Here is a 26,039-nt window from a genome sequence, read left to right as displayed (position 1 = left end):
GAAAATGATTTGTCCACGTTGTGCCGATGAACATATTGAGGTGATGGCGACGTCGCCAGTTAAAGATGTCTGGACGGTGTATCAGTGCCAGCACTGTCTGTATACCTGGCGTGATACCGAGCCGCTGCGCCGCACCAGCCGTGAGCACTATCCCGAAGCGTTTCGCATGACGCAGAAGGATATCGACGATGCCCCACAGGTGCCGACCATTCCGCCGTTGCTGGCGGAAGATAAGCGCGGATAAAAAAGCCGGGAGGCGGCTACGCCTTACCCGGCCTGGGATCCAGCGTCTTTTGTAGGCCCGGTAAGCGCAGCGCCACCGGGCGTAAAGCCCGCACGAAATCCCCGTAGGCCCGGTAAGCGATAGCGCCACCGGGCGATACAGACCGCAGGGCTTTACACCAGATTTTTCAACCGATAAATCCACTCCAGCGCCTGACGTGGTGTCAGAGAATCCGGGTCGAGGTTCTCCAGTGCTTCCAGCGCCGGGGAGGTCTCTTCGGCAGGGACCAGCAGAGACATCTGGGTGCCATCTACCTGGGTAGCCGCTGCGTTTGGCGCCAGGCTTTCCAGTTCGCGCAGCTTCTGACGGGCCCGCTTGATCACCTCTTTCGGCACGCCCGCCAGCGCCGCCACGGCCAGACCGTAGCTTTTGCTCGCCGCGCCATCCTGTACGCTGTGCATAAAGGCGATAGTATCGCCGTGCTCCAGCGCATCCAGATGCACGTTCGCCACGCCCTCCATCTTCTCCGGCAGTTGCGTCAGCTCGAAGTAGTGGGTGGCAAACAGGGTCAGGGCTTTGATCTTATTGGCCAGGCTTTCGGCACAGGCCCACGCCAGCGAAAGCCCGTCATAGGTTGAGGTGCCACGGCCAATCTCATCCATCAGCACCAGGCTGTACTCCGTGGCGTTGTGCAGAATGTTGGCGGTTTCGGTCATCTCGACCATAAAGGTCGAACGACCGCTCGCCAGATCGTCCGCCGCGCCCACGCGGGTAAAGATACGGTCGATAGGGCCGATCTCTACCTTTTGCGCCGGAACGTAGCTGCCGATGTAGGCCAGCAGCGCAATCAGTGCCGTCTGGCGCATATAGGTACTTTTACCGCCCATGTTTGGCCCGGTAATAATCAGCATCCGGCGCTGCGGCGACAGGTTCAGCGGGTTGGCGATAAACGGTTCGTTCAGCACCTGTTCCACCACCGGGTGGCGCCCTTCGGTAATGCGCACGCCTGGCTTATCGGTGAAGGTTGGGCAGCAGTAGTTCAGCGTCTCGGCACGTTCCGCCAGGTTGACCAGTACATCCAGCTCGGCCAGCGCCGCGGCGCTCTGCTGCAGATCCGCAAGGTGCGGCATCAGGATGTCGAACAGGGCATCATACAGCTGTTTTTCCAGCGCCAGGGCTTTGCCTTTGGAGGTGAGCACTTTGTCTTCGTACTCTTTCAGCTCCGGAATAATGTAACGCTCGGCGTTTTTCAGCGTCTGGCGGCGCACGTAGTGAATAGGGGCCAGATGGCTCTGTCCACGGCTGATCTGAATAAAGTAGCCGTGTACCGCGTTGTAACCGACCTTCAGGGTGTCCAGTCCAAGGCGCTCACGCTCGCGGATCTCCAGCTTATCCAGATAATCCGTCGCGCCATCGGCCAGGGATCGCCACTCGTCCAGCTCTTCGTTGTAGCCCGGAGCAATCACGCCGCCGTCACGCACCAGCACCGGCGGGGCTTCAATGATGGCTTTTTCCAGCAGTTCGCGCAGTTCGCTAAATTCGCCCATCGCCTCGCGCAGCTTTTGCACCGGGGCGCAGTCAACCTCCGCCAGCTGGCTGCGCAGTTCCGGCAGTTGCTGGAAGGCATGGCGCATGCGGGCTAAATCGCGCGGGCGTGCGGTGCGCAGCGCCAGTCGTGCCAGAATACGTTCCAGATCGCCCACCTGACGCAATACCGGCTGAATGTCGCTGTACCGATCCTGCAGGGCGCCAATGGTCTGCTGGCGTGCAGTGAGCGTGGCAATATCGCGCACCGGCATATGCAGCCAGCGTTTCAGCATACGGCTGCCCATCGGGGTGACGGTACTGTCGAGCACCGAGGCGAGGGTGTTCTCCACACCACCGGCTAAATTCTGGGTGATCTCCAGATTACGGCGGGTGGCGGCATCCATAATGATGCTGTCCTGCTGGCGCTCAATCGTAATGGAGCGGATATGTGGCAGGGCGGTGCGCTGGGTATCTTTTACGTACTGCAGCAGACAGCCCGCGGCGCACAGGCCGCGCGGCGCGTTTTCTACGCCAAAGCCGGTCAGATCGCGGGTGCCAAATTGCAGATTGAGCTGCTGGCGCGCGGTGTCGATTTCAAATTCCCATAGCGGACGGCGACGCAGACCGCGACGCCCCTCAAGCAGCCCCATCTCGGCGAAATCTTCGGCATAGAGCAGCTCCGCAGGATTAGTGCGTTGCAGTTCGGCGGCCATAGTTTCCCTGTCGGCCGGTTCGCTCAGGCGAAAACGCCCGGAGCTGATATCCAGCGTGGCGTAACCGAAACCTTTGCTCTCCTGCCAGATGGCGGCGAGCAGGTTATCCTGGCGCTCCTGTAATAGCGCTTCATCGCTGATGGTGCCCGGCGTGACGATGCGTACCACTTTGCGCTCAACCGGACCTTTCGAAGTGGCCGGGTCGCCAATCTGTTCGCAGATGGCGACCGATTCACCCTGGTTAACCAGCTTCGCCAGGTAGTTCTCTACCGCATGATGCGGAATACCGGCCATCGGGATAGGTTCACCGGCCGAGGCGCCGCGTTTGGTCAGGGAGATGTCGAGCAGCTGCGAGGCGCGTTTCGCATCGTCATAAAACAGCTCGTAAAAGTCGCCCATCCGGTAAAAGAGCAGGATCTCGGGATGCTGAGCTTTCAGCTTCAGGTACTGCTGCATCATGGGGGTGTGGGCGTCGAAATTGTCAGTAGTGGTCATGGAGTGATGATGTCCATTTCTTTGAAAACAGTGCTGTTCAGGCGACGTTAGGGTCGTGTATTGCCGCTATTGTCGCATGAAAAAATGGCCCGGCGCAGCAAAATGTCACCGCCTTAGTCCGGCTCTTCGCCGACCAGCTCAATCACCAGTTTTCCCTGTTCCACCAGCACCCGCACCCGGGAATGGGTTTTAAAACCGGCCTCTTCCAGCCAGTCGCCTTTTAAACTCAGCGCGGCGTGTACGCTGTAGCGGGTCGGGATCTTGGTCTTGCGATCCTCGTGGCGCTTTCTGAAATAACCCACAGTGAGCTGACGGCTGGGTCTGGAAATGCTGATATCTGACATAGAAACTCCTTTTTCTCGGGCAAGGATTAGGTGATATAAACACCTGTATAAAATGCCAGTAAAATGAACCTGAGACAAACGCAGAACTGCGAAGCGTCTTCAGAAAACGAAATGTAAAATATGAAATCGGGCTAAATATCCAGTCTGAAAAATGGTATTATAAATACAACTTATCATTAGGAATCAGACCATGGCAGGAAAAAGGATCGCGCGTGAAAAAGAGACCATCCGCAAGATGATCGCGCTCTATGAAAAGCAGTGCCCGCAGGCATCTAAAGAGGCGGGGCATTACGCAGCGCTGAATGCGTATGCCGACAAGCGGCTGGATAAATGCGTGTTTGGCGAAGAGAAACCGGCCTGCAAGCAGTGCCCGGTCCACTGCTACCAGCCCGCTAAGCGTGAAGAGATGAAGCAGGTCATGCGTTGGGCGGGGCCGCGTATGCTCTGGCGTCACCCGATCCTGACGATTCGCCATCTGATTGACGATCGCCGCCCGGTGCCAGAGCTACCGGAAAAGTACCGCCCGAAAAAATAACCTCTCAGGTGCGCGGCCTGCGCATCGGGCGGCAGATTGCCATTTTAACTGCGAGATGAGATAGCTCATAGTTGACCATTATTAAATCAACCGAATGCATTTTTCTTGCTATGTATCAGGCTTGAAGAAAGTTAATGTATATTATTTACAATACTTTCTGAAAACTGAAATTAATAATTCCTAAATGAATAAGTGAGGTAAATTTAGCGATAAATTTCTATAACTTTATCTTTCAGTTGCCCACAAAATTCAATCCAGGATTTTGGACCGATACTTACACGGTTAACGCCAGATTTACTGTAAGCCTGAAGGTCCGGTTTACTGCTTAAATCCATTATATTTACTGGTAAATCGACTGCCGAACAAACTTGTTTTATTAAATAATGGTCTGTGGTACCAGGAATAAAGAATCCATTTGCGCCAGCCTCACGATATGCACGTCCTCTGTGGCTGACGGCTTCTAGTAAATTGGTATGTTTGTTCTGGTCACCTTCTTGCAAGAAAATATCTGTTCTGGCATTAATGAAAACATTAACCCCCATTTTATCTGCTGTTTTTCTCAGGGCTGTTATTCTTTCATATTGCTCTTCTATTCCGAATATACTACCCTCAGCGATATTTTGATCCTCAAAATTAACGCCTGCAACTCCGACATCAATCAACGCAGAGAAGTTTTTACAAACCGCTTTTAATTCCTGAGCGTATCCGCTTTCGAAGTCGACAGTGACTGGAAGGTTTACCGCTTTAACAATATTTTTTACAATTACAAGTAACTCATCAAAAGGCATAGATTGCCCGTCAGTGTATCCCTGCGCCTCCGCAACGGACCAGCTGCTGGTCGCAATCGCCTCTGCGCCATTAGTGGCAAGAATTTTGGCTGTACCGGCGTCCCAGATATTGTAGAGAAAAAGAGGGCGATCCTTTTTGTGCAATAGATGAAATGATTCGATGTGCTTATTCATAGTGCCTCTCACTTATTGGATATTCTGCGTTCATGTTCGATTAACCATTTCTTACGCCACAGTCCACCACCATATCCTGTTAATGTTCCGTCTGCGCCAATTACTCTATGGCATGGGATTAAAATGGAGATTTGATTTGCTCCATTAGCTCGGGCAACTGCCCGACAAGCCGTGGTATTGCCTATCTCTTTAGCAATATCTGAATAACTTCTTAATTCGCCCATAGGAATTTTTCTCAGCGCATCCCAGACTCCTCTTGTAAATCTTGTGCCAAATTCTGCTAAGGGTGTATTAAAATGGAAAATTCTACCCTCGAAGTATAAGTTAAGCTCTTTCTCAACGAGAACGATGGGGGCTTCGCGGCCCATAACAATTTCGGCGTTGGTGATTTTTTTAAGTTTTTCCATTTCGCCTGGCAGCGCTTTTCTGTCGAGAAATTCCAGTAAATAAAGAGAGTATTTATCCGCAATGGCGATCATTGTTCCGATAGGGGTCTCTATCCAGTCTGCTTTAAGGTAAAATCTATTATGAGCATTTTTGGGAGAAACACCGATATGCCGCGATATTGCATTACGGAATCCGCTTCCTGAATCATAATTAGCTGTTAATTGTGCATCGATCATTTTTGATCCGTCAGTCAAAGACTCCACACTTCTCCCAATCTTTCTCTGCCGGGCAATTTCTAAAAAAGTAATGCCAAACTGACGCCTGAATGCCCGTCTGACTGTCGACGGATCGAATCCCATTTCTGCAATGGCACCTTCGGACCACTTTTTATCAGTGTCGCTTTCCAGCTCATCCAGTAGCTTGTCAATCATAGGCTCACGAGTCAGGCCGATAGCCATCGGTCTACAGCGTTTGCAAGGTCTGAACCCTGCTTCCAGCGCTGAACCTATAGATGAGTAAAAGATTGAATTTTCTTTTTTGGGTTTTCTGGCAGGACAGGTCAGCTTGCAGAAGATACCTGTGCTTTTGACCCCCACATATGCAAAGCCTTCATAGGAAGGATCCCGTTCAATCAATGCCTTATAAAGAACGTCATCTGAAGGAATATCGAATAGCATCATGATGCCTCGTTTGGGTGGTGTTCCAATAATGTTAATGGAATGCTGGGGAGGGGAGCGACTAAAAACGGGCATCTATTTGTTCAAAGAGTAAAACAGAGTTTTTGTTTAAATATGAGTTTTTGAATAGTTTATTCACATAAAATTTAAATTTTAAACGGATATAAATACTAAAAAAATCGTATTTGATTTTTTTAAAAGCATGCAATTCTGTGATAATAATCACCAGCCATATTTTTATCTTATTGAATTACAATGTTTTTTCGGATTGTGTTTTGTTGTAATCATAGTGTGAATACAATCGAGACTGCATCAAGAATATGGTTTTCATTAAACCGAGTAGCACTCCTTGTTTTCCTTCGATTTATTCGGGCATCTGGCGAATGGATGTCTTATGTAGAAGATGAGCAGGTGATGCGCCGGGCAGGGCCGCGCATGCTGTGGCGTCAGCCGATTAGTCTCGCGGCCTGCGCATCGGGCGGCAGATAACGACCATAGCAATTGCACTGCACAGCGGAAACACCGCAAACACCAGCCACGGAACGATCGCCCCGGCGGAAGGCGTCAGCGCCCGATCGAGCAGATCGCCGAGCAATAAATTCCCCGCCAGCACCGCGCAGCCCCCAGCGGTAGCCAGTGCGCCATAGTGCGCACCTAAAGTCGATTCACTCGCAAACCACGGCACCACATCTTTGCCCGCTGGCACCAGCAGCATCTGGCCGGTGGTTAGCAGCGTGACAAAACAGGCCGCAGGCAGCAGGCGCAGCAACCCCGCGCCCGGCGTTGAAGAGGCAAAGAGCGCGACGCTCAGAAACGCGGCGGCGATAAGCAAAAAGCCCACCGGCAGGATCCGCACCGCGCCCACCCGACGGGCAAAACGCGCCAGCGGCAGCTGAAAGAGGATCACCAGCCCCGAGGCCAGCATAAACAGCGGGCCAAGATCTTTCTCGCTGCCGCCAGCACGCTGGATCTCCACCGGGAGCGCCAGATAGAGCTGGTTATAGCTTAACAGCCAGCTACTCCAGGCGATGATAAACGCCACGAACCGTGGCTGGCGAAAGGTGGTCCACCAGGGGTTGATATGTAGCGGCTGATTTTTTGCTGAGCCTGAAGGTAAACAGAAGAACAGCACGATAAGCGCCACCACGAAGACCGCGGCCCCGGCCAGCGCCACCTGACGAAAGCCCAGGCCGGTGAGCAGGGCGCCTGCGACCGGGCCCAGGACTGCCCCCAGCTCGCCGCACACCGCAAAGAGGGCGAACCACTCGGCGCGGCTGCGTTTTCCCTGCGCCTCGCTGCGGGTTCCGGCTTTGGCCAGTAACGCTTCGATGGAAGGGGAGAAGAACGCGCCGCCGATCCCGGTGAGGCACGCCCCGGCAATAATGACGGGCAGGCTGTAACCAAAGGCCAGCAGCAGATAGCCCACCACCCGCACAACGCAGCCGCAAAGAATAATGATGCGCGCGCCGTAGCGGTCGGAGAGGGCGCCACCAACGATAAACATCCCCTGCTGGGAGAAGGTCCGCAGCCCAAGCACCAGCCCGATAACGCCGCCGGAGAGCAGCATATCGTCGCGTAAAAAAATCGCCAGGAAGGGAACAACGGCGTAAAAACCGATATTGAAAACAAACTGGCTGCCCAGTAAGACAGGCGGCCAGAGTTGCGTCGCGGGACGAATGGATAGCACCTGTTACCTCGCCTCAGACGAGGAAGTGAATATGTTTTTTGCCATGATCGGGGGAGAGCTCAATGCGGGTTTTCACCCGGAATATCTCCCACAGCAGCTCTTCGGTCAGGATCGCCTGCGGCGTACCGCTGGCGACAACGCGCCCTTTCTGCATCACGATCAGCGCATCACAGAACATGGAGGCGTGGTTAAGATCGTGAATGGCGACAATGCTGGTGACCGGCAGCTGGCTGATCAACTGCATCAATTGCATCTGATGGTGAATATCCAGATGGTTAGTGGGTTCATCCAGCAGGATCTCGGTTGGCATTTGCGCCAGCGCCCGGGCGATGTGCACCCGCTGGCGCTCGCCGCCGGAGAGACTCAGCCAGCCCTGCTCGCTGTGATGCAGCATATCCACCGTCTTCAGCGCCTGGTTTACCGTTTCGTCATCCTGTGCCGTCCAGCCGGAGAAAGGGGAGTGGTGCGGAATACGCCCCAGCTTTACCACGTCCCGCACGCGCATGTTGGCGTCGGTCATGCCGTGCTGTTCCACAAAGGCTACCCTCCGGGCGAGCTGCTTTTTCGGGATGCCACTGATGCTTTTGCCATCCAGCGCGACGGTGCCGCTATGGGGGCGACGTAAACCGGCCAGGATCCGCAGCAGCGAGGATTTGCCGGAGCCGTTTGGCCCCAGCAGGCCGACAGTCTGCCCCTGAGATACTGCCAGCGAGACATTGTCGACGATGACCTTTTTACCCACCTTCCAGGTGATATTTTCAGCAGTGATGCTCATCACTTATTCCTTGAACGGTAGATAATCACAGCAAAGAACGGGACGCCCACCAGCGCGGTCACCACGCCGACCGGCAGGCTTTGCGGGGCGATCAGCAGGCGGGAGGCGATATCCGCCAGCACCATCAGGATGGCACCTGCCAGCGCGCTGGCGATAAGCAGCGTGTGGTGCAGCGGACCAAAGAAGAAGCGCATCATGTGCGGCACCACCAGGCCGACAAAGCCGATGGAGCCCGCCATGCTGACGATGGTGGCGGTCATCAGTGCGGTAACGATGAACAGGATCAGCCGCACCCAAGGGACGGCAATCCCCAGCGAGGCGGCGGCATCATCGCCAAAGGTGAAGGCGTCGAGCGCCCGGGCATACCAGAGGCAGACGGCCAGACCGACCAGCACCGCGACCAGCACCATCTGGAACTCGGGCCATCTCACGCCGCTAAAGCTGCCCAGCAGCCAGAACATCACGTCGCGCGCCTGCTGGGCGCTGGCTGAGGTGCTGACGGTCCAGGCGGTGATGGCGTTAAACAGCTGCGAGGCGGCCACCCCGGCAAGGATGGTGCGTTCGCTGCCGCCGCGGGCACCGTTCGTCAGCAGGGCCACAAACGCGAAGGCGGTAAAGGCGCCGGCGAAGGCCCCGGCGGAAAGTGTCACGGTACCGCTGCCAATGCCCAGCACGACCACGGAGACCGCACCGGTTGACGCCCCTGCGGACACGCCCAGCACGTAAGGTTCGGCGAGGGCGTTTTTCAGCAGGCTTTGCAGCACCGCGCCGCAGATAGCCAGACCCGCACCGCAGCAGGCCGCCACCAGCGCCCGGCTCAGGCGAAAGTCCCAGATCACGCTCTCGTAGATGCGATTGAGCGGCACCTCGGTTAAGCCCATTTTATTGGTAATGGCGTAGAACACGCTCTGCAGGGGGATCGACAACTCCCCCACGCTGACGCCAAAAGCGATAACCAGCAGCAGCGCGACCACCGCCAGGAAACCCGAAGCTGGCAACAGCCAGTTCAGGCGGGTCTGTTGTACCACTGCGGTCATTAATTCAGTTCCATTTTTCTGAGCTGTTCACCAATCTGCTCCGCGCCGTAGAGGGTGCGGATGGTCGGGTTCATCGCCTGGCCGTCCATCACCACGATGTGGCCTTTTTTCACCGCATCGAGCTGGCTGACGGCGGGATCGCTTTTCAGGAATTTGATTTTTTCCTCGGCGTTATCCAGCGCCCAGCGGTTACGGTCGAGGCTGGAGACCACGATCACGTCCGGGTTGGCAGCGATAATGCTTTCCCAGCCGACGGTTGGCCATTCCGTTTCAGAGGTGATGGCGTTGTGGCCACCCAGCACGTTAGCGATAAAGCCGGAGGCGCTGTTTTTGCCGCCGACGTAGGCGTCAGAAGAGGGGGAGGAGCTGGAGAACCAGAAGACAAATGAGAGGTCTTTTTTGTTTTTGCTGAACTCAGCCCGCAGGTCGGCTTCACGCTTTTTAAAATCGGCAATCAACGCCTGGCCGCGATCTTCGACGTTAAAGATTTTGGCGAAGTCTTCGATCTCTTTATACAGGAAGGTCATATCCCACAGCTTCTGGCGGCTGCCGTACATATCGCCCACATCTTTTTTGGTGGCGCACATGCCCGGCGACATGTAGCTGTTCACGCCAACGGTAGCCAGATCTTCGCGTTTGGCGACTTTACTCTCTGGCCCCAGCAGCAGCGGCAGCTGGGCCGGAACGAAGTCCGGATTTTGCGCAAGGATAGACTCCAGCGTCGGGATCTCGACGGTCAGCAATTTCACTTTTTCATTCTTTTCAGCGAGTTCAGGCAGTACTTTGGTCGGCCAGAAGGCGCTGGCGGCAACCTTATCCTGCAGGCCCAGCAGTAAGAGAATTTCTACGGTGTTCTGGCCCAGTGCGACCACGCGCTCCGGCGCTTTGGTGAAAGTCTCTTTATAGCCGCAGTTCTCGATCGTCAGAGGGTAGGTGGTTGCAAAAGCAGAACCGGCTGTCGCGATCAGCAAGCCTAATGCACTGATGATCTTTTTCATGAAACGCTATCCTTCATTAATTTATTGATGACAGCCCGGGAGCATGGCTGAGAATGAATATCATTTATTGTGGCGGGGTTTTATACAATGATATATTCATGGTGTCAATGAACGATAATAACGTTATGAAATTATTGAATTTCAGAGGGGATTTGTAGGCCGGGCAAGCGTAGCGCCGCCCGGCGAAGGGGGATTAATCTAAATCTGCACCGTTGCTGGCAATCACTTTCTTGTACCACCAGAACGATTTTTTGCGTTTGCGTTCAAGGGTACCGTTGCCCGCATCATCACGATCAACATAGATAAAGCCGTAGCGCTTGCTCATCTCGCCGGTGGAGGCGGCCACCAGATCGATACAGCCCCAGCTGGTGTAGCCGATCAGCGGAATGCCATCTTCTATGGCGTCGCCCATCGCGCGAATATGCTCCCGCAGGTAGCTGATGCGGTAGTCGTCGTTAATCTCACCGTTGGCATCAATCTCATCTTTCGCACCGAGGCCGTTCTCCACCAGGAACAGCGGCTTCTGGTAGCGATCGTACATCATGTTCATGGTGATACGCAGGCCCAGCGGGTCGATGCCCCAGCCCCATTCGCTGACTTCAATATGCGGGTTACGCAGGGATTTCACGATATTGGCCGCGCTGGTGTTGTTGGCATTCATATCCGCCGAGGCGCAGCGCGAGGCGTAATAGCTGAATGAGACAAAATCGACGGTGTTTGTCAGCAGTGCGTCATCGCCAGGGTCTTTGACAATCACCACCCCCTTTTCGCGGAACACGCGAGCAGAGTAGGCCGGGTAGCGGCCACGGGCCTGGACGTCGATAAAGAACAGGTTCTCACGATCTTTTTCTAATGCCGTCCACACATCTTCTGGCTTGCAGGAGTATGGGTAGAAGTTACCGCCCGCCAGCATGCAGCCCACCTGGTTTTGCGGGTTCACCTCATGGGCAATTTTGGTTGCCAGCGCACTGGCGACCAGCTCATGGTGGGCGGCCTGATACTTCACCTGATCCTCGTTTTCGCCTTCCTCAAACACCAGCCCGGCACCGGAGAAGGGGCTGTGCAGCATGATGTTGATCTCGTTGAAGGTGAGCCAGTATTTCACCAGCCCGTTAAATTCTTCGAAGCAGGTGCGGGCGTAGCGGGCAAAGAAATCGACCATCTTGCGGTTGCGCCAGGAGCCGTACTCGGTCACCAGGTGCATCGGCACGTCAAAGTGGCAGAGGGTCACCAGCGGCTCGATGTTGTACTTTTTGCACTCCTCAAACACCGCCCGGTAAAAGGCAATACCTTCTTTATTAGGCAGCGGTTCGTCGCCGTTCGGGTAGAGACGGCTCCAGGCAATGGAGGTACGGAATACCGTGAAGCCCATCTCGGCCATTAAGGCGATATCTTCTTTATAGCGATGGTAAAAATCGATCGCGTCGTGGCTGGGATAGAACTCGTCGTCACGCAGCGAAAAGCGTTTTTCCTTGCCGACTTTCACCGCCAGGCGATTTGCGCCGTGGGGGATCATATCGACGGTGGTCAGGCCCTTGCCGCCCTCGCGGTATGCGCCTTCGCTCTGGTTAGCGGCCAGTGCGCCGCCCCATAAAAATCCTTGTGGAAAAACTGACATTCTTACCTCGCTATAAATTTATGCTTGTGCTGCTTTGGCCTGAACCGGTGCGGATTGCAGCGCGCGCGCTTTTTCTGCTTCGTCTTCTACCGGGATATCTTCAAAGCCCAGAATCAGGGTCAGCACGAAAGAGAGCACCACGGCCAGGGCCATTACCCCGAATACCCAGACGATGGACATCGGGTTGGCCGGGTCGAAGAACTGGACGCTGGTAAACAGGCCCGGCGCCGCCATCGAGTGGCTGGCCAGCCCTGCAATTCCGGCCACGGCGCCGCAGATAAAGCCGCTGATCAGGCTCGCAATTAAAGGACGTTTCAGGCGCACCGCCACGCCGTACAGCGCCGGTTCAGAGATCCCGGCCATGATGGCGGAAGCGGCCGCGGCCAGCGCCGTCTGGCGCAGTTCCGGGTTTTTGGTTTTCCATGCCACCGCCAGCGACGAACCGCCGAGGGAGAGGTTGGCGCCGATTTCTGACGGCATCACCATCCCCTCTTTGCCCGTTTCGGCAATGGTCTGAATAATGGTAGGCGTAAAGACGCGGTGCATCCCGGTCATCACCAGCAGCGGCCACAGCGCGCCCATGATGGCGACGGAGAGCCAACCCAGATAGCCGTGAATGGTGTAAACCAAGGCGGAGATGCCGCTACCGATCCAGATCCCCAGCGGCCCAATCAGGACGATGGCGAGCGGGGCGGCAATCAGCACGATCAGCATTGGCTTGAGGAAGTTTTTCGTCACCGCCGGGGTAATACGATCGACCCAGCGTTCGATATAGGACAGGCACCAGGTCATCACCAGCGCCGGGATCACCGTATAGGTATATTTCACCGCCGTCACCGGCACAAACGCGAACTCAACGTGCTCGCCCTGCGCCGCTTTCGCCATCAGCTCAATAAAGCTCGGGTGGACCAGCACGCCCGCAATGGCGATCGCCAGCGACATGTTGGTCTTGAATTTCACCGCCGCAGAGGCAGCCACCATCAGCGGCAGGAAGAAGAACGCGCCGTCGCCGATTACGGTCAGGATCGTCAGCGTCGGATCGCCTTTGGTCAGCACGCCGGTCATCTCGAGGATCATCGCCAGCAGCTTGACCATTGAACCGCCGATGATCGCCGGGATCAGCGGTGACATGGTGCCGATCAGGGCATCAAGAATGCCCGCGCCAATGCGTTTCAGGGTCAGCTTTTGCGGCCCCTGGGGCACGGCAGGCTGCATGTCGGCGGGCAGCAGGTTGACCACCTCGCGGTACGCCTGGGAAACGGTATTGCCGATGATCACCTGGCACTGGTTGTCGTTGCGCACGACGCCCAGCACGCCGCTGATGCTTTTCAGCGTCGCGCTGTCGATCAGGCTTTCGTCTTTTGCCACGAAGCGCAGGCGGGTCATGCAGTGGGTGACCGCGACGATATTCTCTTTGCCGCCGAGCGCGCTGACAACGGCATTCGCCAGCGCAGCATAATTTTTGGCCATCGGGTTGTATCCTGTTTTATCAGTAAGGTACGTCTTCATCGGGGTGAGCGATGAAACTTATATAGGAAACCGGTTCCACAAAATCATGAAGAGTTTCCTGGAATCTAACAAGATCACGTTTTAGCCATTTTTTAAATTCGTGATGGCGATCACCTGACGTGATAAAAAGCGTGTGACAGACGCTGCGACAATTTTCACGTGGTGCAGTACACTGCCGCTCACGGGATTAAGACGGAACAGATGCATGACCACGATGCTGGAAGTGGCGAAGCGGGCAGGAGTCTCGAAGGCGACGGTTTCCCGGGTGCTTTCGGGCAATGGCTACGTGAGCCAGGAGACAAAAGACAAGGTTTTTCAGGCGATTGAAGAGAGCGGGTATCGGCCTAATTTACTGGCGCGTAACCTGGCGACCAAAAGCACGCAAACCCTTGGGCTGGTGGTGACCAACACCCTCTACCACGGGGTCTATTTCAGCGAGCTGCTGTTCCATGCCGCCAGAATGACCGAAGAGAAGGGACGACAGCTGATCCTCGCCGACGGTAAGCACAGCGCCGATGAGGAGCGCGAGGCGATTCAGTACCTGCTGGATATGCGCTGCGATGCGATCATCATCTACCCGCGTTTTCTCAGCGTTGATGAGATGGACGAGATCATCCAGAAACACGCCCAGCCGGTGATCGTGCTCAACCGACGCCTGCGTAAAAACAGCAGCCACTGCGTCTGGTCAGATCATAAAGCCTCCAGCCAGGCGGCGGTATCGACCCTTATCGAGCAGGGCCACCGCGATATCGCGTTTATCACCGGATCCCTCGATTCCCCCACCGGGATCGAACGCCTTTCGGGCTACAAAGAGGCCCTTGCTGCGCACCGTATTCCGCTACGCGAGTCGCTGATTGTCGAGGGTAAATGGCACCCGGCCAGCGGGGCGGCAGGGGTGGCGACGCTGCTGGCGCGCGGCGAGCATTTTACCGCGCTGGTGGCGAGTAACGACGACATGGCGATCGGCGCCATTAAGCAGCTTCACGACAGCGGGGTCGCCGTACCGGAGGCGGTGTCGGTGGTGGGTTTCGATGACATTGCGATGGCGCCCTACGTGGTACCGTCCCTCTCCAGCGTGCGCGTCCCGGTGACAGAGATGGTAAAAGAGACCATCAGCCGCCTGATCTTTATGCTCGATGGTGGGGACTTCACCTTCCGGCAGACTTTCGCCGGAGAGTTGATGCTGCGTGATTCCGTCATCCCCGGCCCGCACCGCTGATCACAATATGGCCGCCGGGGGCAGCCAGGCGCGGGTAAAATCGAGCCAGCCGCCCGCGGTCAGCACCATATCCTGCACGTTTTCCAGGGCGTTGATACGGTAGCGGTAGTGGAACAGCGGCGTGCAGCGGCCCTCCGCCAGCAGGCGCTGGAAAAAGGGCGTCAGGTGCGCGTTAAAACGCGCTTCGCTGTCGCTGTACTGCATCAGCTGCCGTTTCTCTTGCTGCCAGCGATCCTCTCCCAGCGCCGTAGCCCAGGCCGGTTCATAGATAAACCACTCCGCCAGCGTAAACCCGGTCATCCCGGTCGCCAGGTGATCTCCCAGCAGCAGATCGGCACCCGCCAGCGTATCGGGGGCATACCAGCCATCGCGATCTTTCCAGTCGGTGTGTAGCTCGCAGCCATGCGGCTGCAGCTGAAGCCGCCAGCTTTCAGCCAGCTCGCGCAGCTCCGGGGTGTTGTAGCACACCAGTTTTAGCCGGGGCGGCAGATCGATATCAACGGGGGCGGGCAGGCTGGGCACCTGAAGACCGGGGAGGATTTCGGTGTGGATTTGCAGATCCTCACGCCGGCCAAAGCACTGCTGGTTGAGGGTCAGGGCGGTCTGGCGCAAAAATGCGGCAAGCGCTGCGGGCAGCTTCCCATTGACCATCAGCCACGCAAAACCGCCGCTGGTTGATGTCACTGCTTCCTGCGGGGCGCTGCCTTTTCCTACCGTGATCCACGCCGGTTTATCGGCGACCGTACCGGTGCGCCAGAACTCAATGGCATGCAGTAGCGGATGGGCGGCAAAGTACCAGGACTGACGCTCGAGGCGCAGAAAATGGGAGTGGTGGCGGGCAATGGCAAACGGTCCGGCGCCGACCTCCGGCTGACGGGGATGCGGCAGCCGACAGACCGGATGGGCGAGACGATGCGCCAGCAGAGCGTCCGGCGCATGCAGATAAACTGCCAGACACCACGGGGCGGCAAGGGTCACCGCGTCGATATGCAACAACCCGCTGTTGCGCGCCGGATCGGCCAGCAGCTGCTGCACCGCACGCAGAATATCCTCGTCGCTCAGCGGCTGGCCGTTATGCCAGTGCGCGCCGCTGCGCAGGTAAAAATGCCAGCGCAGGCCGTCGTCAGAGCAGGCCCAGTGGTGCGCCAGGTCGGCCACCGGCTGCGCCTTTCCCGGTTCATAACGGGTTAAACCGGCGTGTACCGCGCAGATAATATGTTGTTCAGCGCGCCGTCGATGCAGCGCCGGTTGCAGGGACGTGAGCGGACGATACCAGGGAATGCGCAGCGTCGGCTGGTGCTTGAGCCATTTACCGCCAAGGAACGGGGTGATGATGTGGTGCAGGCTGGCCGGATCGCCGTCTGCCAGCTGTAGCGCGCTCTGATAATCGCCTTTCTCCAGACAGGCATGCATCAGCGGGGCGCTGAGTTCGCTGGTGGTCACCAGGCAGTGCAGCGTAGCGCGATGCCCGCGCCCCGGCTGAGCGCGCCAGCTTAACCAGCCGCTTTCAGCAAGCTGGCGGAGCAGCGTGCGCGCGTGGCGCTCGCTGCAGAGCGCCACCTCGGCGACTTCGGTGATGGTGGTGAGCTGCGGCGTTGAGCCGTAATGGGCTGAGAGCCGTTGATACTGGCGGATTTTCTGAAGCTGGCGCATGGCGACATCCCTGACGAAGGCATTGCGAAGAGTGTAGGGCTTTTTGCGCGATTATAACTGTTTTGCCGGGTGCGGTTTGATTTGCCGGGCAATCAGCGCTTACTGACTGGCATCATTAGTTCGCGTAGCCGCTCGATACGCGCTTCCGGGCTGAGATAGAGCCAGCGAAATAAAATACGTTCATGCTTCCTGACCTGTCTGAACCAGGCGGCAAGCCAGGTGATTTCTTGGGTGAAGTTTGCCATTTGTCGTCTCCGGTGAAGGAATACCGCAACAGAGTAGGCCGGAAAACAGGATTAAAACAGGACGCGGTTTTACAGCTGTTCCGCATTAAAAAAGCCCCGGGGCACCAGGGCTGCGAAAGGCAAAGAGTGACAAGCATACAACGAAAAAGAACAAGAGTTTGAGGGTTAAACGGGTAATGCTTTCAGCAGGGCGAAGGCCTCCTTCATCCGATCTTCACTGACCACAAAGGCGCGCAGATTGCCCTCGTTGTCGGCCCCTTTCGCCACCATCCCCTGGGCTTCGATGGCGATCTGCCAGTTCAAATCCTGGCGCTGGGTTTCGCCTGCCAGGTGCAGCGGCAGTTCCGGCGTTTTGACCTTCACCAGCATCGCAGGCAGTTTCAGTGGCGTACTGGCCCCGAGCAGATTCTTCGCCAGATACATGGCGCTTAACTGGATCGGCTGCAGGAACGGCAGTACCTGACCATTAATTTCGGCGCAGTCACCCAGAGCATAAATATCGGGCCGGGTGGTTTGCAGATAGCTGTCGACCTTCACGCCGCGAGCTGTTTCTGCACCGGCCCTCTGTGCCAGCCCGATTTCCGGGCGCAGGCCGGTGGCGGCAATCACCACATCGACCTCAATGCAGCGCTCCCGATCCAGCAGGGCGCAGATCCCGGTATCGGTTTGGGTCAGGCTTTGCAGCTGGGATTTCAGCTGCAGATGCACCCCCATATCGGTTAGCCGGTGTTGTAAGCGACTGCTTACTTCGGCGGGCATCAGCGCTGAGAGAATGCTGGCGGAATGGTCAACCAGGGTGACCTCTTTCCCGGCCCGGCAAAAATCCATCGCCAGTTCGCTGCCGATAAGACCCGCGCCAACAATCATCACCCGTCGGGCGTCACGCAACGTGCTTTCGCAGGCGCGGTATTCCGTCTGGCTGTTGAGGGTCAGCATCAGCTCGCGGCCTGCAACCGGCGGCACAAAGGCCGAGGCTCCGGTTGCCAGCACCAGTTTGTCATAGGACCACTGCTTGTCTTTTCCTTTGACCACGTGGGCGGCGGCGTCGATGTCGGTGACCCAGGTGTAAGGAAACAGGCGCAGGTTAAACTGTTCGGCAAACTCACCCGCCGTCTGGCGGGTGAGGTCGTCGGCCTGCTGACTCTGGCTGATAACGTGGCTCAGGTCTGGCTTGTTGTACTCATCCATGCTGTCAGCTGCAATAAGCGTCAGCGGGACGTTCGCATCCTGTTTACGGATGTTTTTCACCAGCTGGCGGGCGGCGAAGCCCGAGCCGATGATGACGATACCGTGGCTCATTTTGCCTCCGATGCCAGTTCTTCAAATACATCTTTACCAAGGGAACATTCCGGGCAGAGGAAGTTGTCCGGCACGTCGCTCCACGGGGTACCTGGCGCGACGTCCTGCAGTGGTTCGCCGAGGGTCGGATCGTAGATCCACTGGCAGACGCTGCACTGCATGCAGGGGCCGAGGTCGGCGGTGGACTCTTCGACGCTGGCGCTTTCTTCCGCCTGAGCGGCAGGTTTCACGCTGGCTTCCGGCAGCGGAGCGAGCGCCCACTGACGGGCAATATCGCGACCATGCTGACGGCAGACTTCCAGCGCATCGAGATCCGGGCGCCATTTCGCCTTCAGGCTCATCGACATTTCAAAGCCCGCATCCTGCAAACGGGTGGAGAGACGGTCTACCGCGCCGCCGCTCCAGCCGTGAGAGCCGAAGGCGCTGGCACGTTTGTTACGGAAGCGCAGGCCGGTCATCTCTTCCACCAGGCCGGCAATTTTCGGCATCATCACGTTGTTCATGGTGGAGGTGCCCACCAGCACGCCTTTTGAGCGGAAGACGTTCGTGAGAATTTCGTTTTTATCGCTGCGGGCGACGTTAAAGATCTTCACCGCCACGTTCGGATCCACTTCATTGATGCCCTGGGCGATGGCGTCGGCCATCATGCGGGTGTTGTTGGACATGGTGTCGTAGAAAATGGTGATGCGGTCTTCCTGATAGTCCGCCGCCCATTTCAGGTACAGCTCGACGATCTGGGTGGGGTTATCACGCCATACCACCCCGTGAGAGGTGGCAATCATATCCACCGGCAGGTTAAAGCCGAGGATCTCGGTGATTTTTGGCGTCACCAGACGGCTGAACGGGGTGAGGATGTTGGCGTAGTAGCGCTGGCACTGCTCAAACAGTTCGGCCTGATCCACTTCGTCATTGAACAGACGTTCGTCGCAGTAGTGCTGGCCGAAGGCGTCATTACTGAACAGCACCGCGTCGCCGGTCATATAGGTCATCATGCTGTCCGGCCAGTGCAGCATCGGGGTTTCCACGAAGATCAGCTGTTTGCCGTTGCCGATATCCAGTGAGTCACCGGTTTTCACCACGTTGAAGTTCCACTCCGGATGGTGGTGATGGCCGGTGATGGAGTCGATGGCGTTGGCGGTGCAGTAGATCGGGGTGTCCGGGATGCAGGACATCAGCTCGGTCAGCGCCCCGGCGTGGTCCTCTTCCGCATGGTTAATGATGATGTAGTCGATATCGGCCAGATCAATTTCACTGCGCAGGTTCTGCACGAATTCGCGGCTGAATTTATGATCGACGGTATCGATCAGGACGTTTTTCTCTTCCCGGATGAGATAGCTGTTATAGCTGCTACCGCGCAGCGTTTTGTACTCCGTTCCGTGAAAATCACGTACTTCCCAGTCACGTTGACCAACCCAATGAATATTGTTTTTAACCAGAATAGACATAGCAACCTCAACTTAATACAGCGCAATTAAATGAAAGATGTCATGTCTATTGCAGGGTGCGTGCCAACTTTTTAATTGTTTGATTTATAATGGTTTTAAAAATAATGGCACTTTCATGGTAGTCAATTTGACTGTGTCTGGTATAGTCAATATGACACTGCGTATTGTCAAAATGACAACGAGGCGAGAATGAGTTTTTCTGTAGAGGTGCTGGCGAAAATCGCCATTGAATTGCAGAGCGGCATCGGCCATCAGGATCGTTTTCAGCGGCTGATCTCCACCCTGCGCCACGTGCTGGAGTGCGATGCGTCGGCGCTGCTGCGCTACGAAGGGCGGCAGTTTATCCCGCTGGCCATCGACGGGCTGGCGCAGGATGTGCTGGGGCGGCGCTTTACCCTGGAGGGCCATCCGCGGCTGGAGACCATTGCCCGCGCCGGGGATGTGGTGCGCTTCCCGGCCGACAGCGACCTGCCCGATCCCTACGACGGGTTGATCCCCGGCCAGGAGAGCCTGAAGGTACACGCCTGTATCGGCCTGCCGCTGTTTGCCGGGCAGAACCTGATTGGCGCGCTGACCCTCGACGGCATGTCGCCGGACCAGTTCGATATCTTCAGCGACGAGGAGCTGAGGCTGATTGCCGCCCTGGCCGCCGGGGCGCTGAATAATGCCCTGCTGATTGAGCAGCTCGAGAGCCAGAACACCCTCTCCACCCGCCCGACGGGATTTGAGCAGGTACAAAGCACCGAGATGATTGGCCTCTCGCCGGGCATGGTGAGCCTGAAAAAAGAGATTGAGATTGTCGCCGCCTCCGACCTGAACGTGCTGATCGAAGGGGAGACCGGCACCGGTAAAGAGCTGGTGGCAAAAGCCATTCATCAGGCCTCTCCCCGGGCGGTGAATCCGCTGGTCTATCTCAACTGCGCCGCGCTGCCGGAAAGCGTGGCGGAGAGCGAACTCTTTGGTCACGTCAAAGGAGCGTTTACCGGGGCCATCAGCAACCGCAGCGGCAAGTTTGAGATGGCCGATAACGGCACGCTGTTCCTGGATGAGATAGGGGAGCTGTCGCTGGCATTGCAGGCCAAGCTGCTGCGCGTGTTGCAGTATGGCGATATCCAGCGCGTGGGTGACGACCGCAGCCTGCGGGTCGACGTGCGGGTGCTGGCCGCCACCAACCGCGATCTGCGCGAAGAGGTGTTAGCCGGGAATTTCCGCGCCGATCTGTACCACCGCCTGAGTGTGTTTCCGCTTTCGGTGCCGCCGCTGCGCGAGCGTGGCGAAGATGTGGTGCTGCTGGCAGGCTATTTCTGTGAACAGTGCCGGTTGCGGATGGGGTTATCCCGGGTGGTGCTAAGCCCCGGCGCCCGGGCGCATCTGCTGAGCTACGCCTGGCCGGGTAACGTGCGAGAACTGGAACATGCCATTCACCGGGCGGTAGTACTGGCCCGAGCGGCGCGGGCAGGGGATGAAGTGGTGATCCACGCGCAGCACTTTGCCCTGCATGATGAGAGCACGCCGGTGGTGACGCCGGAGACGCCGCGCGTTGAGAATCAGAACCTGCGTGAGGCGACGGAGGCGTTTCAGCGTCAGATGATTGTCCGGGCGCTGGAGCAGAACAGCCGCAACTGGGCGGCGAGCGCGAGGGCGCTGGAGACCGACGTCGCCAACCTGCACCGGCTGGCGAAACGTCTGGGTCTTAAGGGTTAGAGAATGCCTGCCTGGTAGAAATCCTGCAGGTTGATGGCACCGCACAGGCGGCCATGGCTATCCACCACCGGCGCGGCGGTGATTTTGCGCTTCATCAAGAGCTCTTTGGCTTCAATGGCGCGGCTGTCGGCATTCAGCGTCAGGCCACCGGCGGTCATGGCGATGCTGACGGCAATCTCCAGTTTACCGCCGCTCACCAGCCAGCGGCGCAGGTCGCCGTCGGTGAAGACCCCTTTCACCTGTTGGTCATCATCGCAGACCGCCACCAGCCCTAGCCCGGTACGGCTCAGCTCCAGCATCGCGTCCATCACGCTGGTATTCAGTTTCACCTGCGGGATGGCCTCGTCGGTGCGCATCAGGTGATGTACCTTATTCAGCAAACGTGCCCCCAGGGCGCCTGCCGGGTGAGAGCGGGCAAAATCTTCTTCATTAAAGCCGCGGGCCTGCATCACCGCCATCGCCAGCGCATCGCCCATCATCAGGGTGTTGACGGTGCTGGAGGTCGGGGCGAGGTGCATCGGGCAGGCTTCGCGCTCCACCGAAATATCCAGCGTGGCGTTGGCCGCCAGCGCCAGCGGCGAGCGGGACTTGCCGGTCATCGCCAGCAGCGCCACCGATTTTTCCTGCAAACGCGGGAGGATCAAATCCAGCTCTTTTGCCGAGCCGGAGTAGGAGATAAACAGCAGCACATCGCGGCTCTCAATCATCCCCAGATCGCCGTGCAGGGCTTCAGCCGGATGGACAAAGAAGGCCGGGGTGCCGGTGCTGGCAAGGGTCGCGGCAATCTTCTTGCCGATGTGTCCGGATTTACCGATGCCCGAGACGATCACCTTCCCGTCGCAGTGAATAATGGTATTGGCTGCGCGAACAAAATCCTCCCCCAGACGGTCCGGCAGGCGGCTGGCTTCCTGCAGTTCCAGCATCAGGGTCTGGCGACCCGCGTTTAACAGAAAATCACTCATCACGCTCTCCGGTTACAATCACGTCGATTCCTTTCTCTTCCAGCGCTTTCTTAAACGCCGGATCGATGCCCGCGTCGGTAATCAGCTTATCGACGCTCTCCAGGCTACAGACAATATTCGGGCTTTTACGGCCAAACTTTGACGAGTCCGCCATCAGGATCACCTCCCTGGCGGCATTGCACATCGCTTTACTGACGCTGAACACTTCGTTGAAGGTGGTGACGCCCGCGTTGAGGTCGATGCCGTCGGTGCCCATAAACAGGCGGTCGAAGCTGAAATGGTCGAAGGCGTTCTCCGCCAGCTGGCCGTGAAACGAGGCCGATTTTTTGCGGAAGGTGCCGCCGGGCATCAGGATGGTTTGTTCGTTGTCGAATTCGGACAGGGCGTTGACGATATGCAGGCTGTTGGTCATCACCGTGATGTTATTAAAGCGGCTCAGCATCGGCACCATCTGCAGCACCGTGCTGCCTGCATCGAGGATGATGGAGTCGCCGTCATGGATAAATTTTACCGCGGCGTCAGCGATTAACGCTTTTTGATGGGTGTTGATGAGCGTTTTGTGATCGATAGGCGGGTCGGCCTCGTCTTTATTCAGCACCACGCCGCCATAGGTACGGATCACCGCCCCGGCGTTTTCCAGGATCACCAGATCCTTGCGGATTGTGGTGCCGGTGGTATCAAAGTAGTGGGCCAGATCCTCAACCGAACATTTTCCCTGTTTTTGCAAATGGTCGAGTATGGCCGCCTGCCGCTGGCGGGGTTTCATAGGCGTTGAGTTCCTTAGGTTGCGAAATGATAATTTCGCAAGCTTATAACGTTCACAACGAAATTATCCATGTTTCAATTTAAGCGCTAATGATAGTGCATCCTGACAGAGCGAATCATTGGGAAAGATCACATCGGGCTCTAATTCCTGCAACGCGGTGCCGTTAATCGCTGCAATTTTCACCGGTCGGGCAAAGACCGTCAGCCCACGCATCATCAAGGAGTCACAGACCCGGTGGTTATCATCCAGCGCAATGGCGACAATCACCCGCGGCTTAAAGCGACCGCCGGAGCGGCCCACGCCCACGCGCCCTTTCTGGCAAAGGGCGTCGAAGGCGCGGTTAAAACGATGGATTTGCCAGCCGCCGAGTGCCAGCTGGCACAGCCAGGCGATAACGGCGACGGTGATCAGGGTGGTGACCATGTTTAGCTCCTGTGCTATTGCCGGGCGGCGCTACGCTTGCCCGGCCTGGGGTTCGAGGTTTGTAGGCCCGGTAAGCGAAGCGCCACCGGGCGTTTAGGCTCGATCAGAACATCACCTGCCCACCGGTGACATTGATCGACTGCCCGGTGCAGTAAGAGGCTTTCGGGCTGGCATAAAACAGCAGCATATTCAGCACGTCCTGATAGTCGCAGCCGCGCTTCAGCGGCACTTTATCGATGTAGTATTGCTCCACCTGATCTTCGTTAATGCCAAGTTTGGTGGCGTACTGCGGCAGCAGGGACTGGAACATCGGCGATTTGAGCAGGTTGCCGAGCATCAGGGAATGCACGGTAATGCCATATTCCGCCAGATCCAGCGCCAGGGACTGCGTCAGCCCCACGCCGCCGAACTTGGCCGCGCTATAGCCGGAGTTGTGCTTGCTGCCCACCTTGCCGGACTTGGAGTTGATCTGAATGATGCGCCCGGCAATGCCGTCGCGGATCATCAGGCGCGAGAACTCCCGGGCGCAGAGGAAATAGCCCACCAGGTTCACCTGCAATGAACGGTCGAAATCCCCCAGTTCCACGTCGCTGATAAACGCCGCTTTGGCGATCCCGGCGCTGTAGACCAGCAGATCGGTGCGGCCAAAAATCTCGTCCACGCCGCGGGCGAGAGCCAGCACGCTCTGCTCGCTGGTGGCGTCGGCGCCAAATCCCCAGGCCATCCCGTTACCGAATTCGGTGTTGATGGCGTCCGCCACGCGGGCGGCCTTTTCACTCTGGATATCGACTACCGCCACGCGGTAACCCTCTGCGGCAAGCCCACGGCAGAGGAACTCCCCTAAGGTTTGTCCTCCACCAATGACAACGGCAACCTGACTCATATTTCTCTCCTTAATTACGCAACAAATTTTAATGTGCAGCCTGGGGTAACAGCCTGCGGAACCGGGCCCGCCACGTGAACCGTGCCGGGGTACTCCGCCTGGGGCTGACCGTCGAAACGCAGGGTGATGTGGCCCAGCTCGCGCAGGTTTTGTTCGGCCACGTCGCCCACAGCGGTGACGGCATAGCGCGTTTCGCCCAGCTCCAGCTGGCTTCCGGCCTTCAGCTCGCCATTGAGCTCGCCGTGGCAGTGGATAAAACAGAACTCTTCGATATCCGCCGGGGCCCCTTCACGAAAGGTGATGAGCATCTGGTCGCTCAGCGCATCCGGGGCGCTCTGGCCGATGCGGGTAATGGTGGTCTGGTAAATCACGGTCATCAGGAATTCCTCTTATTGATAAATAAAGCCGGAGACGAACCAGGCGATCAGCACCGTTGGCGCACCGGTCAGGAAGCGGCTTACCAGCACCGAAGGGACGCCGACGCGCACGGTCTCCTGGCGCGCTTCAGCCAGCGACAGCCCCACCGGAATAAAGTCACAGGCGGCCTGGGCATTAATGGCGAACAGCGCGGGCAGGGCGAGGTGCGGGGGAATATTGCCCAGCCCAATCTGCACGCCAATCAACACGCCAATGACCTGGGCGATGACCGCGCCGGGGCCGAGAAACGGCGACAGCAGCGGGAAGGAGCAGATCAGCGCCAGGGTCACCAGCCCGAGCGGATGGCTGGCCAGCGGAGCCAGGCCGTGGGCGATCCAGTCTCCGAGGCCGGAGGCCATGATGATGCCGATCAGCGCCGAGACGAAGGCCATGAACGGCAGGATGGTTTTCAGCACCGTATCGATGGTGTCGCGCCCGGACTGGAACAGGACCGCAACCGCAGAGCCCATTCCCATCCCGACTTTTGCCAGCAGGCCGTCGCTCTGCTCAGTGATCTTCTTGCTGGTGTCATATTCGCGCGGCGCGTGCTTTTTCACCGGCGCAGCCCCGTCTACCAGCGTGATGTTCTCTTCTTTTACGCCTGAGACGTAAATGTCCTCCACGATATGCTGCGCTAGCGGGCCGGATTTCCCCGTCGAATGAATATTGACGGTGGGAATGCGCCGTTTCGGGTAGATGCCGCAGCGCAGGGTGCCGCCGCAGTCGATTACTGCCACGCCGATCTCCGCTTCCGGCGGCTCGCCCTCTTTAAAGCCGTCCACCGCTTCCCAGCCGGTGAGTTCGCGCAGCTTGTCGACGATAGCCGGGCGGGTGCCCGCGGTGATATAGACGATCTTTTTGCCTTCGGTGGCGTCGAACTCCAGCGGGCCGCCCCAGCCACCCGTGCCTTTTTCAATGCGGATCCGGCTCATGCTGTAGCTCCCTTAAGCTGGACGTTCTGTTCAAGCTGAATGCCCATTTTCTTTTCGAAAATGGCGGTAGTGAGATCGGTCACCCAGCCGCGGAAGAAGTTAGTTACCAGGCCAACCAGCAGGTAGCTCACCGCCAGCGGGCCGAGCGGCAGGCCGAGGGTGGTCAGGCCGCTCGCAATCCCCAGATAGACAAACAGCTCGCCGGGGTTGATGTGCGGAAACAGACCGTTCATGGAGTGGCAGCTGTACGACGCTGCCGCGTAGTAGCTCGGCTTGTAGCGTTCGGGCATAAAGCGCCCGAGGCTCAGGGTCATGGGGTTACAAAACACAAAAGTGCCGATACAGGGCAGCAGCAGATAGCGGGAGATGGGATTACCCGCGCAGCGCTGGGCCAGCTTTTCAATCCGCTGCTGGCCAATAAAGTTGATCAGCGCATTCATGATCACCAGCAGGCTGATCAGCAGCGGCAGAATGCCGGTGACCATGCTGGTGAAGACCTCGCCACCTTTCTGAAACAGCCCGATAAACCACTCGGCGCCGTGGGTGATGGTTTCTATCATTATTTTCTCCTGTAGGGTAAGTTCGCTCTGGCGGAGTAATAATA

25 protein-coding genes are annotated in these 26,039 nt (G+C 57.4%); 4 read left to right on the top strand and 21 right to left on the bottom strand.

Annotated features, from left to right (window positions below; all coding sequences use genetic code 11):
* Positions 1-4: 4 nt before the first annotated feature.
* Positions 5-244, top strand: a complete 240-nt coding sequence (locus GNG26_RS17590) for a non-oxidative hydroxyarylic acid decarboxylases subunit D (RefSeq protein WP_114316919.1) — start codon at positions 5-7, stop codon at positions 242-244.
* Positions 245-396: 152 nt separating this feature from the next.
* On the opposite strand, the gene mutS is transcribed toward GNG26_RS17590, so the two are convergent.
* Both mutS and GNG26_RS17580 read right to left on the bottom strand, forming a co-directional pair.
* Complete coding sequence (mutS, locus tag GNG26_RS17585; protein ID WP_114316920.1) at positions 397-2,958, bottom strand: DNA mismatch repair protein MutS; 2,562 nt, start codon at positions 2,956-2,958, stop codon at positions 397-399.
* 113 nt (positions 2,959-3,071) lie between these two features.
* Entirely contained in the window at positions 3,072-3,302 is a 231-nt protein-coding gene (locus tag GNG26_RS17580; protein WP_103180903.1) for a SymE family type I addiction module toxin, read from the bottom strand.
* A gap of 190 nt (positions 3,303-3,492) precedes the next feature.
* Here GNG26_RS17580 and GNG26_RS17575 point away from each other — a divergent pair, with 190 nt between their 5' ends.
* On the top strand, positions 3,493-3,837 hold the full coding sequence (locus GNG26_RS17575) for a nitrous oxide-stimulated promoter family protein (RefSeq protein ID WP_103822686.1): 345 nt from the start codon (positions 3,493-3,495) through the stop codon (positions 3,835-3,837).
* A 203-nt stretch (positions 3,838-4,040) separates the two neighbouring features.
* Here the strand turns inward: GNG26_RS17575 and GNG26_RS17570 are convergent, their stop codons facing one another.
* The 8 genes from GNG26_RS17570 to ascF all read right to left on the bottom strand — a co-directional run bounded on the left by GNG26_RS17570 (position 4,041) and on the right by ascF (position 13,448).
* Positions 4,041-4,799, bottom strand: coding sequence for an isocitrate lyase/phosphoenolpyruvate mutase family protein (locus GNG26_RS17570; RefSeq protein ID WP_156239671.1), 759 nt, complete (start codon positions 4,797-4,799; stop codon positions 4,041-4,043).
* 8 nt (positions 4,800-4,807) lie between these two features.
* Entirely contained in the window at positions 4,808-5,866 is a 1,059-nt protein-coding gene (locus GNG26_RS17565) for a bifunctional transcriptional activator/DNA repair enzyme AdaA (RefSeq protein WP_231604146.1), read from the bottom strand.
* Between the two features lie 451 nt (positions 5,867-6,317).
* Complete coding sequence (locus GNG26_RS17560; protein WP_156239670.1) at positions 6,318-7,550, bottom strand: MFS transporter; 1,233 nt, start codon at positions 7,548-7,550, stop codon at positions 6,318-6,320.
* Positions 7,551-7,563: 13 nt separating this feature from the next.
* Complete coding sequence (locus tag GNG26_RS17555) at positions 7,564-8,325, bottom strand: ABC transporter ATP-binding protein (RefSeq protein ID WP_103180900.1); 762 nt, start codon at positions 8,323-8,325, stop codon at positions 7,564-7,566.
* Positions 8,325-9,362, bottom strand: a complete 1,038-nt coding sequence (locus tag GNG26_RS17550; RefSeq protein WP_156239669.1) for an iron ABC transporter permease — start codon at positions 9,360-9,362, stop codon at positions 8,325-8,327. The genes GNG26_RS17555 and GNG26_RS17550 overlap by 1 nt, the downstream gene beginning before the upstream one ends.
* Positions 9,362-10,360 (bottom strand): ABC transporter substrate-binding protein, encoded by a 999-nt coding sequence (locus GNG26_RS17545; RefSeq protein WP_103822680.1) that lies wholly within the window; start codon positions 10,358-10,360, stop codon positions 9,362-9,364. The genes GNG26_RS17550 and GNG26_RS17545 overlap by 1 nt, the downstream gene beginning before the upstream one ends.
* A gap of 193 nt (positions 10,361-10,553) precedes the next feature.
* On the bottom strand, positions 10,554-11,978 hold the full coding sequence (locus tag GNG26_RS17540) for a 6-phospho-beta-glucosidase (RefSeq protein WP_103822679.1): 1,425 nt from the start codon (positions 11,976-11,978) through the stop codon (positions 10,554-10,556).
* 18 nt (positions 11,979-11,996) lie between these two features.
* A complete protein-coding gene (gene ascF / locus GNG26_RS17535) occupies positions 11,997-13,448 on the bottom strand; it encodes a PTS cellobiose/arbutin/salicin transporter subunit IIBC (RefSeq protein WP_156239668.1) in 1,452 nt (483 codons plus the stop codon).
* A gap of 244 nt (positions 13,449-13,692) precedes the next feature.
* On the opposite strand from ascF, the gene GNG26_RS17530 reads away from it, so the two are divergent.
* Positions 13,693-14,706: a LacI family DNA-binding transcriptional regulator gene (locus tag GNG26_RS17530; protein ID WP_156239667.1), complete on the top strand. Its 1,014-nt coding sequence runs from the start codon at positions 13,693-13,695 to the stop codon at positions 14,704-14,706.
* Here GNG26_RS17530 and GNG26_RS17525 read toward each other — a convergent pair whose 3' ends face one another.
* The 4 genes from GNG26_RS17525 to norV form a co-directional block, all read right to left on the bottom strand.
* Complete coding sequence (locus GNG26_RS17525; protein ID WP_156239666.1) at positions 14,707-16,359, bottom strand: SgrR family transcriptional regulator; 1,653 nt, start codon at positions 16,357-16,359, stop codon at positions 14,707-14,709. It abuts the gene before it with no gap.
* 92 nt (positions 16,360-16,451) lie between these two features.
* On the bottom strand, positions 16,452-16,604 hold the full coding sequence (locus tag GNG26_RS22550) for a hypothetical protein (protein WP_197080111.1): 153 nt from the start codon (positions 16,602-16,604) through the stop codon (positions 16,452-16,454).
* Positions 16,605-16,769: 165 nt separating this feature from the next.
* Entirely contained in the window at positions 16,770-17,903 is a 1,134-nt protein-coding gene (gene norW / locus GNG26_RS17520) for an NADH:flavorubredoxin reductase NorW (protein ID WP_156239665.1), read from the bottom strand.
* Positions 17,900-19,348, bottom strand: coding sequence for an anaerobic nitric oxide reductase flavorubredoxin (gene norV / locus GNG26_RS17515; protein ID WP_103822674.1), 1,449 nt, complete (start codon positions 19,346-19,348; stop codon positions 17,900-17,902). The genes norW and norV overlap by 4 nt, the downstream gene beginning before the upstream one ends.
* Positions 19,349-19,537: 189 nt before the next feature.
* Between norV and norR the strand changes: the two genes are divergently transcribed.
* On the top strand, positions 19,538-21,052 hold the full coding sequence (norR, locus tag GNG26_RS17510) for a nitric oxide reductase transcriptional regulator NorR (protein ID WP_156239664.1): 1,515 nt from the start codon (positions 19,538-19,540) through the stop codon (positions 21,050-21,052).
* Here the strand turns inward: norR and gutQ are convergent.
* From gutQ to srlA, 7 genes are all read right to left on the bottom strand, one after another.
* Positions 21,049-22,014, bottom strand: coding sequence for an arabinose-5-phosphate isomerase GutQ (gutQ, locus tag GNG26_RS17505; protein ID WP_156239663.1), 966 nt, complete (start codon positions 22,012-22,014; stop codon positions 21,049-21,051). The genes norR and gutQ overlap by 4 nt on opposite strands.
* Complete coding sequence (locus GNG26_RS17500; protein WP_103180889.1) at positions 22,007-22,780, bottom strand: DNA-binding transcriptional repressor; 774 nt, start codon at positions 22,778-22,780, stop codon at positions 22,007-22,009. The genes gutQ and GNG26_RS17500 overlap by 8 nt, the downstream gene beginning before the upstream one ends.
* Positions 22,781-22,843: 63 nt before the next feature.
* On the bottom strand, positions 22,844-23,203 hold the full coding sequence (gene gutM / locus GNG26_RS17495; RefSeq protein WP_103180888.1) for a transcriptional regulator GutM: 360 nt from the start codon (positions 23,201-23,203) through the stop codon (positions 22,844-22,846).
* A 103-nt stretch (positions 23,204-23,306) separates the two neighbouring features.
* On the bottom strand, positions 23,307-24,086 hold the full coding sequence (srlD, locus tag GNG26_RS17490) for a sorbitol-6-phosphate dehydrogenase (protein WP_103180887.1): 780 nt from the start codon (positions 24,084-24,086) through the stop codon (positions 23,307-23,309).
* Positions 24,087-24,100: 14 nt separating this feature from the next.
* Positions 24,101-24,463, bottom strand: a complete 363-nt coding sequence (gene srlB / locus GNG26_RS17485; RefSeq protein ID WP_103822671.1) for a PTS glucitol/sorbitol transporter subunit IIA — start codon at positions 24,461-24,463, stop codon at positions 24,101-24,103.
* 12 nt (positions 24,464-24,475) lie between these two features.
* The gene (locus tag GNG26_RS17480) at positions 24,476-25,435 is read right to left on the bottom strand and encodes a PTS glucitol/sorbitol transporter subunit IIB (protein WP_103822670.1); all 960 of its coding nucleotides are present in this window, start codon (positions 25,433-25,435) and stop codon (positions 24,476-24,478) included.
* The gene (gene srlA, locus GNG26_RS17475) at positions 25,432-25,995 is read right to left on the bottom strand and encodes a PTS glucitol/sorbitol transporter subunit IIC (RefSeq protein WP_103822669.1); all 564 of its coding nucleotides are present in this window, start codon (positions 25,993-25,995) and stop codon (positions 25,432-25,434) included. Before srlA ends, GNG26_RS17480 begins: the two co-directional genes overlap by 4 nt.
* Positions 25,996-26,039 lie beyond the last annotated feature (44 nt).

The sequence above is a fragment of the Leclercia sp. J807 genome (assembly GCF_009734465.1).
GTDB lineage: Bacteria > Pseudomonadota > Gammaproteobacteria > Enterobacterales > Enterobacteriaceae > Enterobacter.
This window is presented reverse-complemented; position numbering and strand designations above follow the sequence as displayed.

Bases quoted from the DNA above. Each gene is read 5' to 3' on its own strand.
- GNG26_RS17590 (WP_114316919.1), top strand. From the start codon at position 5: ATGATTTGTCCACGTTGTGCCGATGAACATATTGAGGTGATGGCGACG.
- mutS (WP_114316920.1), bottom strand. From the start codon at position 2,958: ATGACCACTACTGACAATTTCGACGCCCACACCCCCATGATGCAGCAG.
- GNG26_RS17580 (WP_103180903.1), bottom strand. From the start codon at position 3,302: ATGTCAGATATCAGCATTTCCAGACCCAGCCGTCAGCTCACTGTGGGT.
- GNG26_RS17575 (WP_103822686.1), top strand. From the start codon at position 3,493: ATGGCAGGAAAAAGGATCGCGCGTGAAAAAGAGACCATCCGCAAGATG.
- GNG26_RS17570 (WP_156239671.1), bottom strand. From the start codon at position 4,799: ATGAATAAGCACATCGAATCATTTCATCTATTGCACAAAAAGGATCGC.
- GNG26_RS17565 (WP_231604146.1), bottom strand. From the start codon at position 5,866: ATGATGCTATTCGATATTCCTTCAGATGACGTTCTTTATAAGGCATTG.
- GNG26_RS17555 (WP_103180900.1), bottom strand. From the start codon at position 8,325: ATGAGCATCACTGCTGAAAATATCACCTGGAAGGTGGGTAAAAAGGTC.
- GNG26_RS17550 (WP_156239669.1), bottom strand. From the start codon at position 9,362: ATGACCGCAGTGGTACAACAGACCCGCCTGAACTGGCTGTTGCCAGCT.
- GNG26_RS17545 (WP_103822680.1), bottom strand. From the start codon at position 10,360: ATGAAAAAGATCATCAGTGCATTAGGCTTGCTGATCGCGACAGCCGGT.
- GNG26_RS17540 (WP_103822679.1), bottom strand. From the start codon at position 11,978: ATGTCAGTTTTTCCACAAGGATTTTTATGGGGCGGCGCACTGGCCGCT.
- ascF (WP_156239668.1), bottom strand. From the start codon at position 13,448: ATGGCCAAAAATTATGCTGCGCTGGCGAATGCCGTTGTCAGCGCGCTC.
- GNG26_RS17530 (WP_156239667.1), top strand. From the start codon at position 13,693: ATGACCACGATGCTGGAAGTGGCGAAGCGGGCAGGAGTCTCGAAGGCG.
- GNG26_RS17525 (WP_156239666.1), bottom strand. From the start codon at position 16,359: ATGCGCCAGCTTCAGAAAATCCGCCAGTATCAACGGCTCTCAGCCCAT.
- GNG26_RS22550 (WP_197080111.1), bottom strand. From the start codon at position 16,604: ATGGCAAACTTCACCCAAGAAATCACCTGGCTTGCCGCCTGGTTCAGA.
- norW (WP_156239665.1), bottom strand. From the start codon at position 17,903: ATGAGCCACGGTATCGTCATCATCGGCTCGGGCTTCGCCGCCCGCCAG.
- norV (WP_103822674.1), bottom strand. From the start codon at position 19,348: ATGTCTATTCTGGTTAAAAACAATATTCATTGGGTTGGTCAACGTGAC.
- norR (WP_156239664.1), top strand. From the start codon at position 19,538: ATGAGTTTTTCTGTAGAGGTGCTGGCGAAAATCGCCATTGAATTGCAG.
- gutQ (WP_156239663.1), bottom strand. From the start codon at position 22,014: ATGAGTGATTTTCTGTTAAACGCGGGTCGCCAGACCCTGATGCTGGAA.
- GNG26_RS17500 (WP_103180889.1), bottom strand. From the start codon at position 22,780: ATGAAACCCCGCCAGCGGCAGGCGGCCATACTCGACCATTTGCAAAAA.
- gutM (WP_103180888.1), bottom strand. From the start codon at position 23,203: ATGGTCACCACCCTGATCACCGTCGCCGTTATCGCCTGGCTGTGCCAG.
- srlD (WP_103180887.1), bottom strand. From the start codon at position 24,086: ATGAGTCAGGTTGCCGTTGTCATTGGTGGAGGACAAACCTTAGGGGAG.
- srlB (WP_103822671.1), bottom strand. From the start codon at position 24,463: ATGACCGTGATTTACCAGACCACCATTACCCGCATCGGCCAGAGCGCC.
- GNG26_RS17480 (WP_103822670.1), bottom strand. From the start codon at position 25,435: ATGAGCCGGATCCGCATTGAAAAAGGCACGGGTGGCTGGGGCGGCCCG.
- srlA (WP_103822669.1), bottom strand. From the start codon at position 25,995: ATGATAGAAACCATCACCCACGGCGCCGAGTGGTTTATCGGGCTGTTT.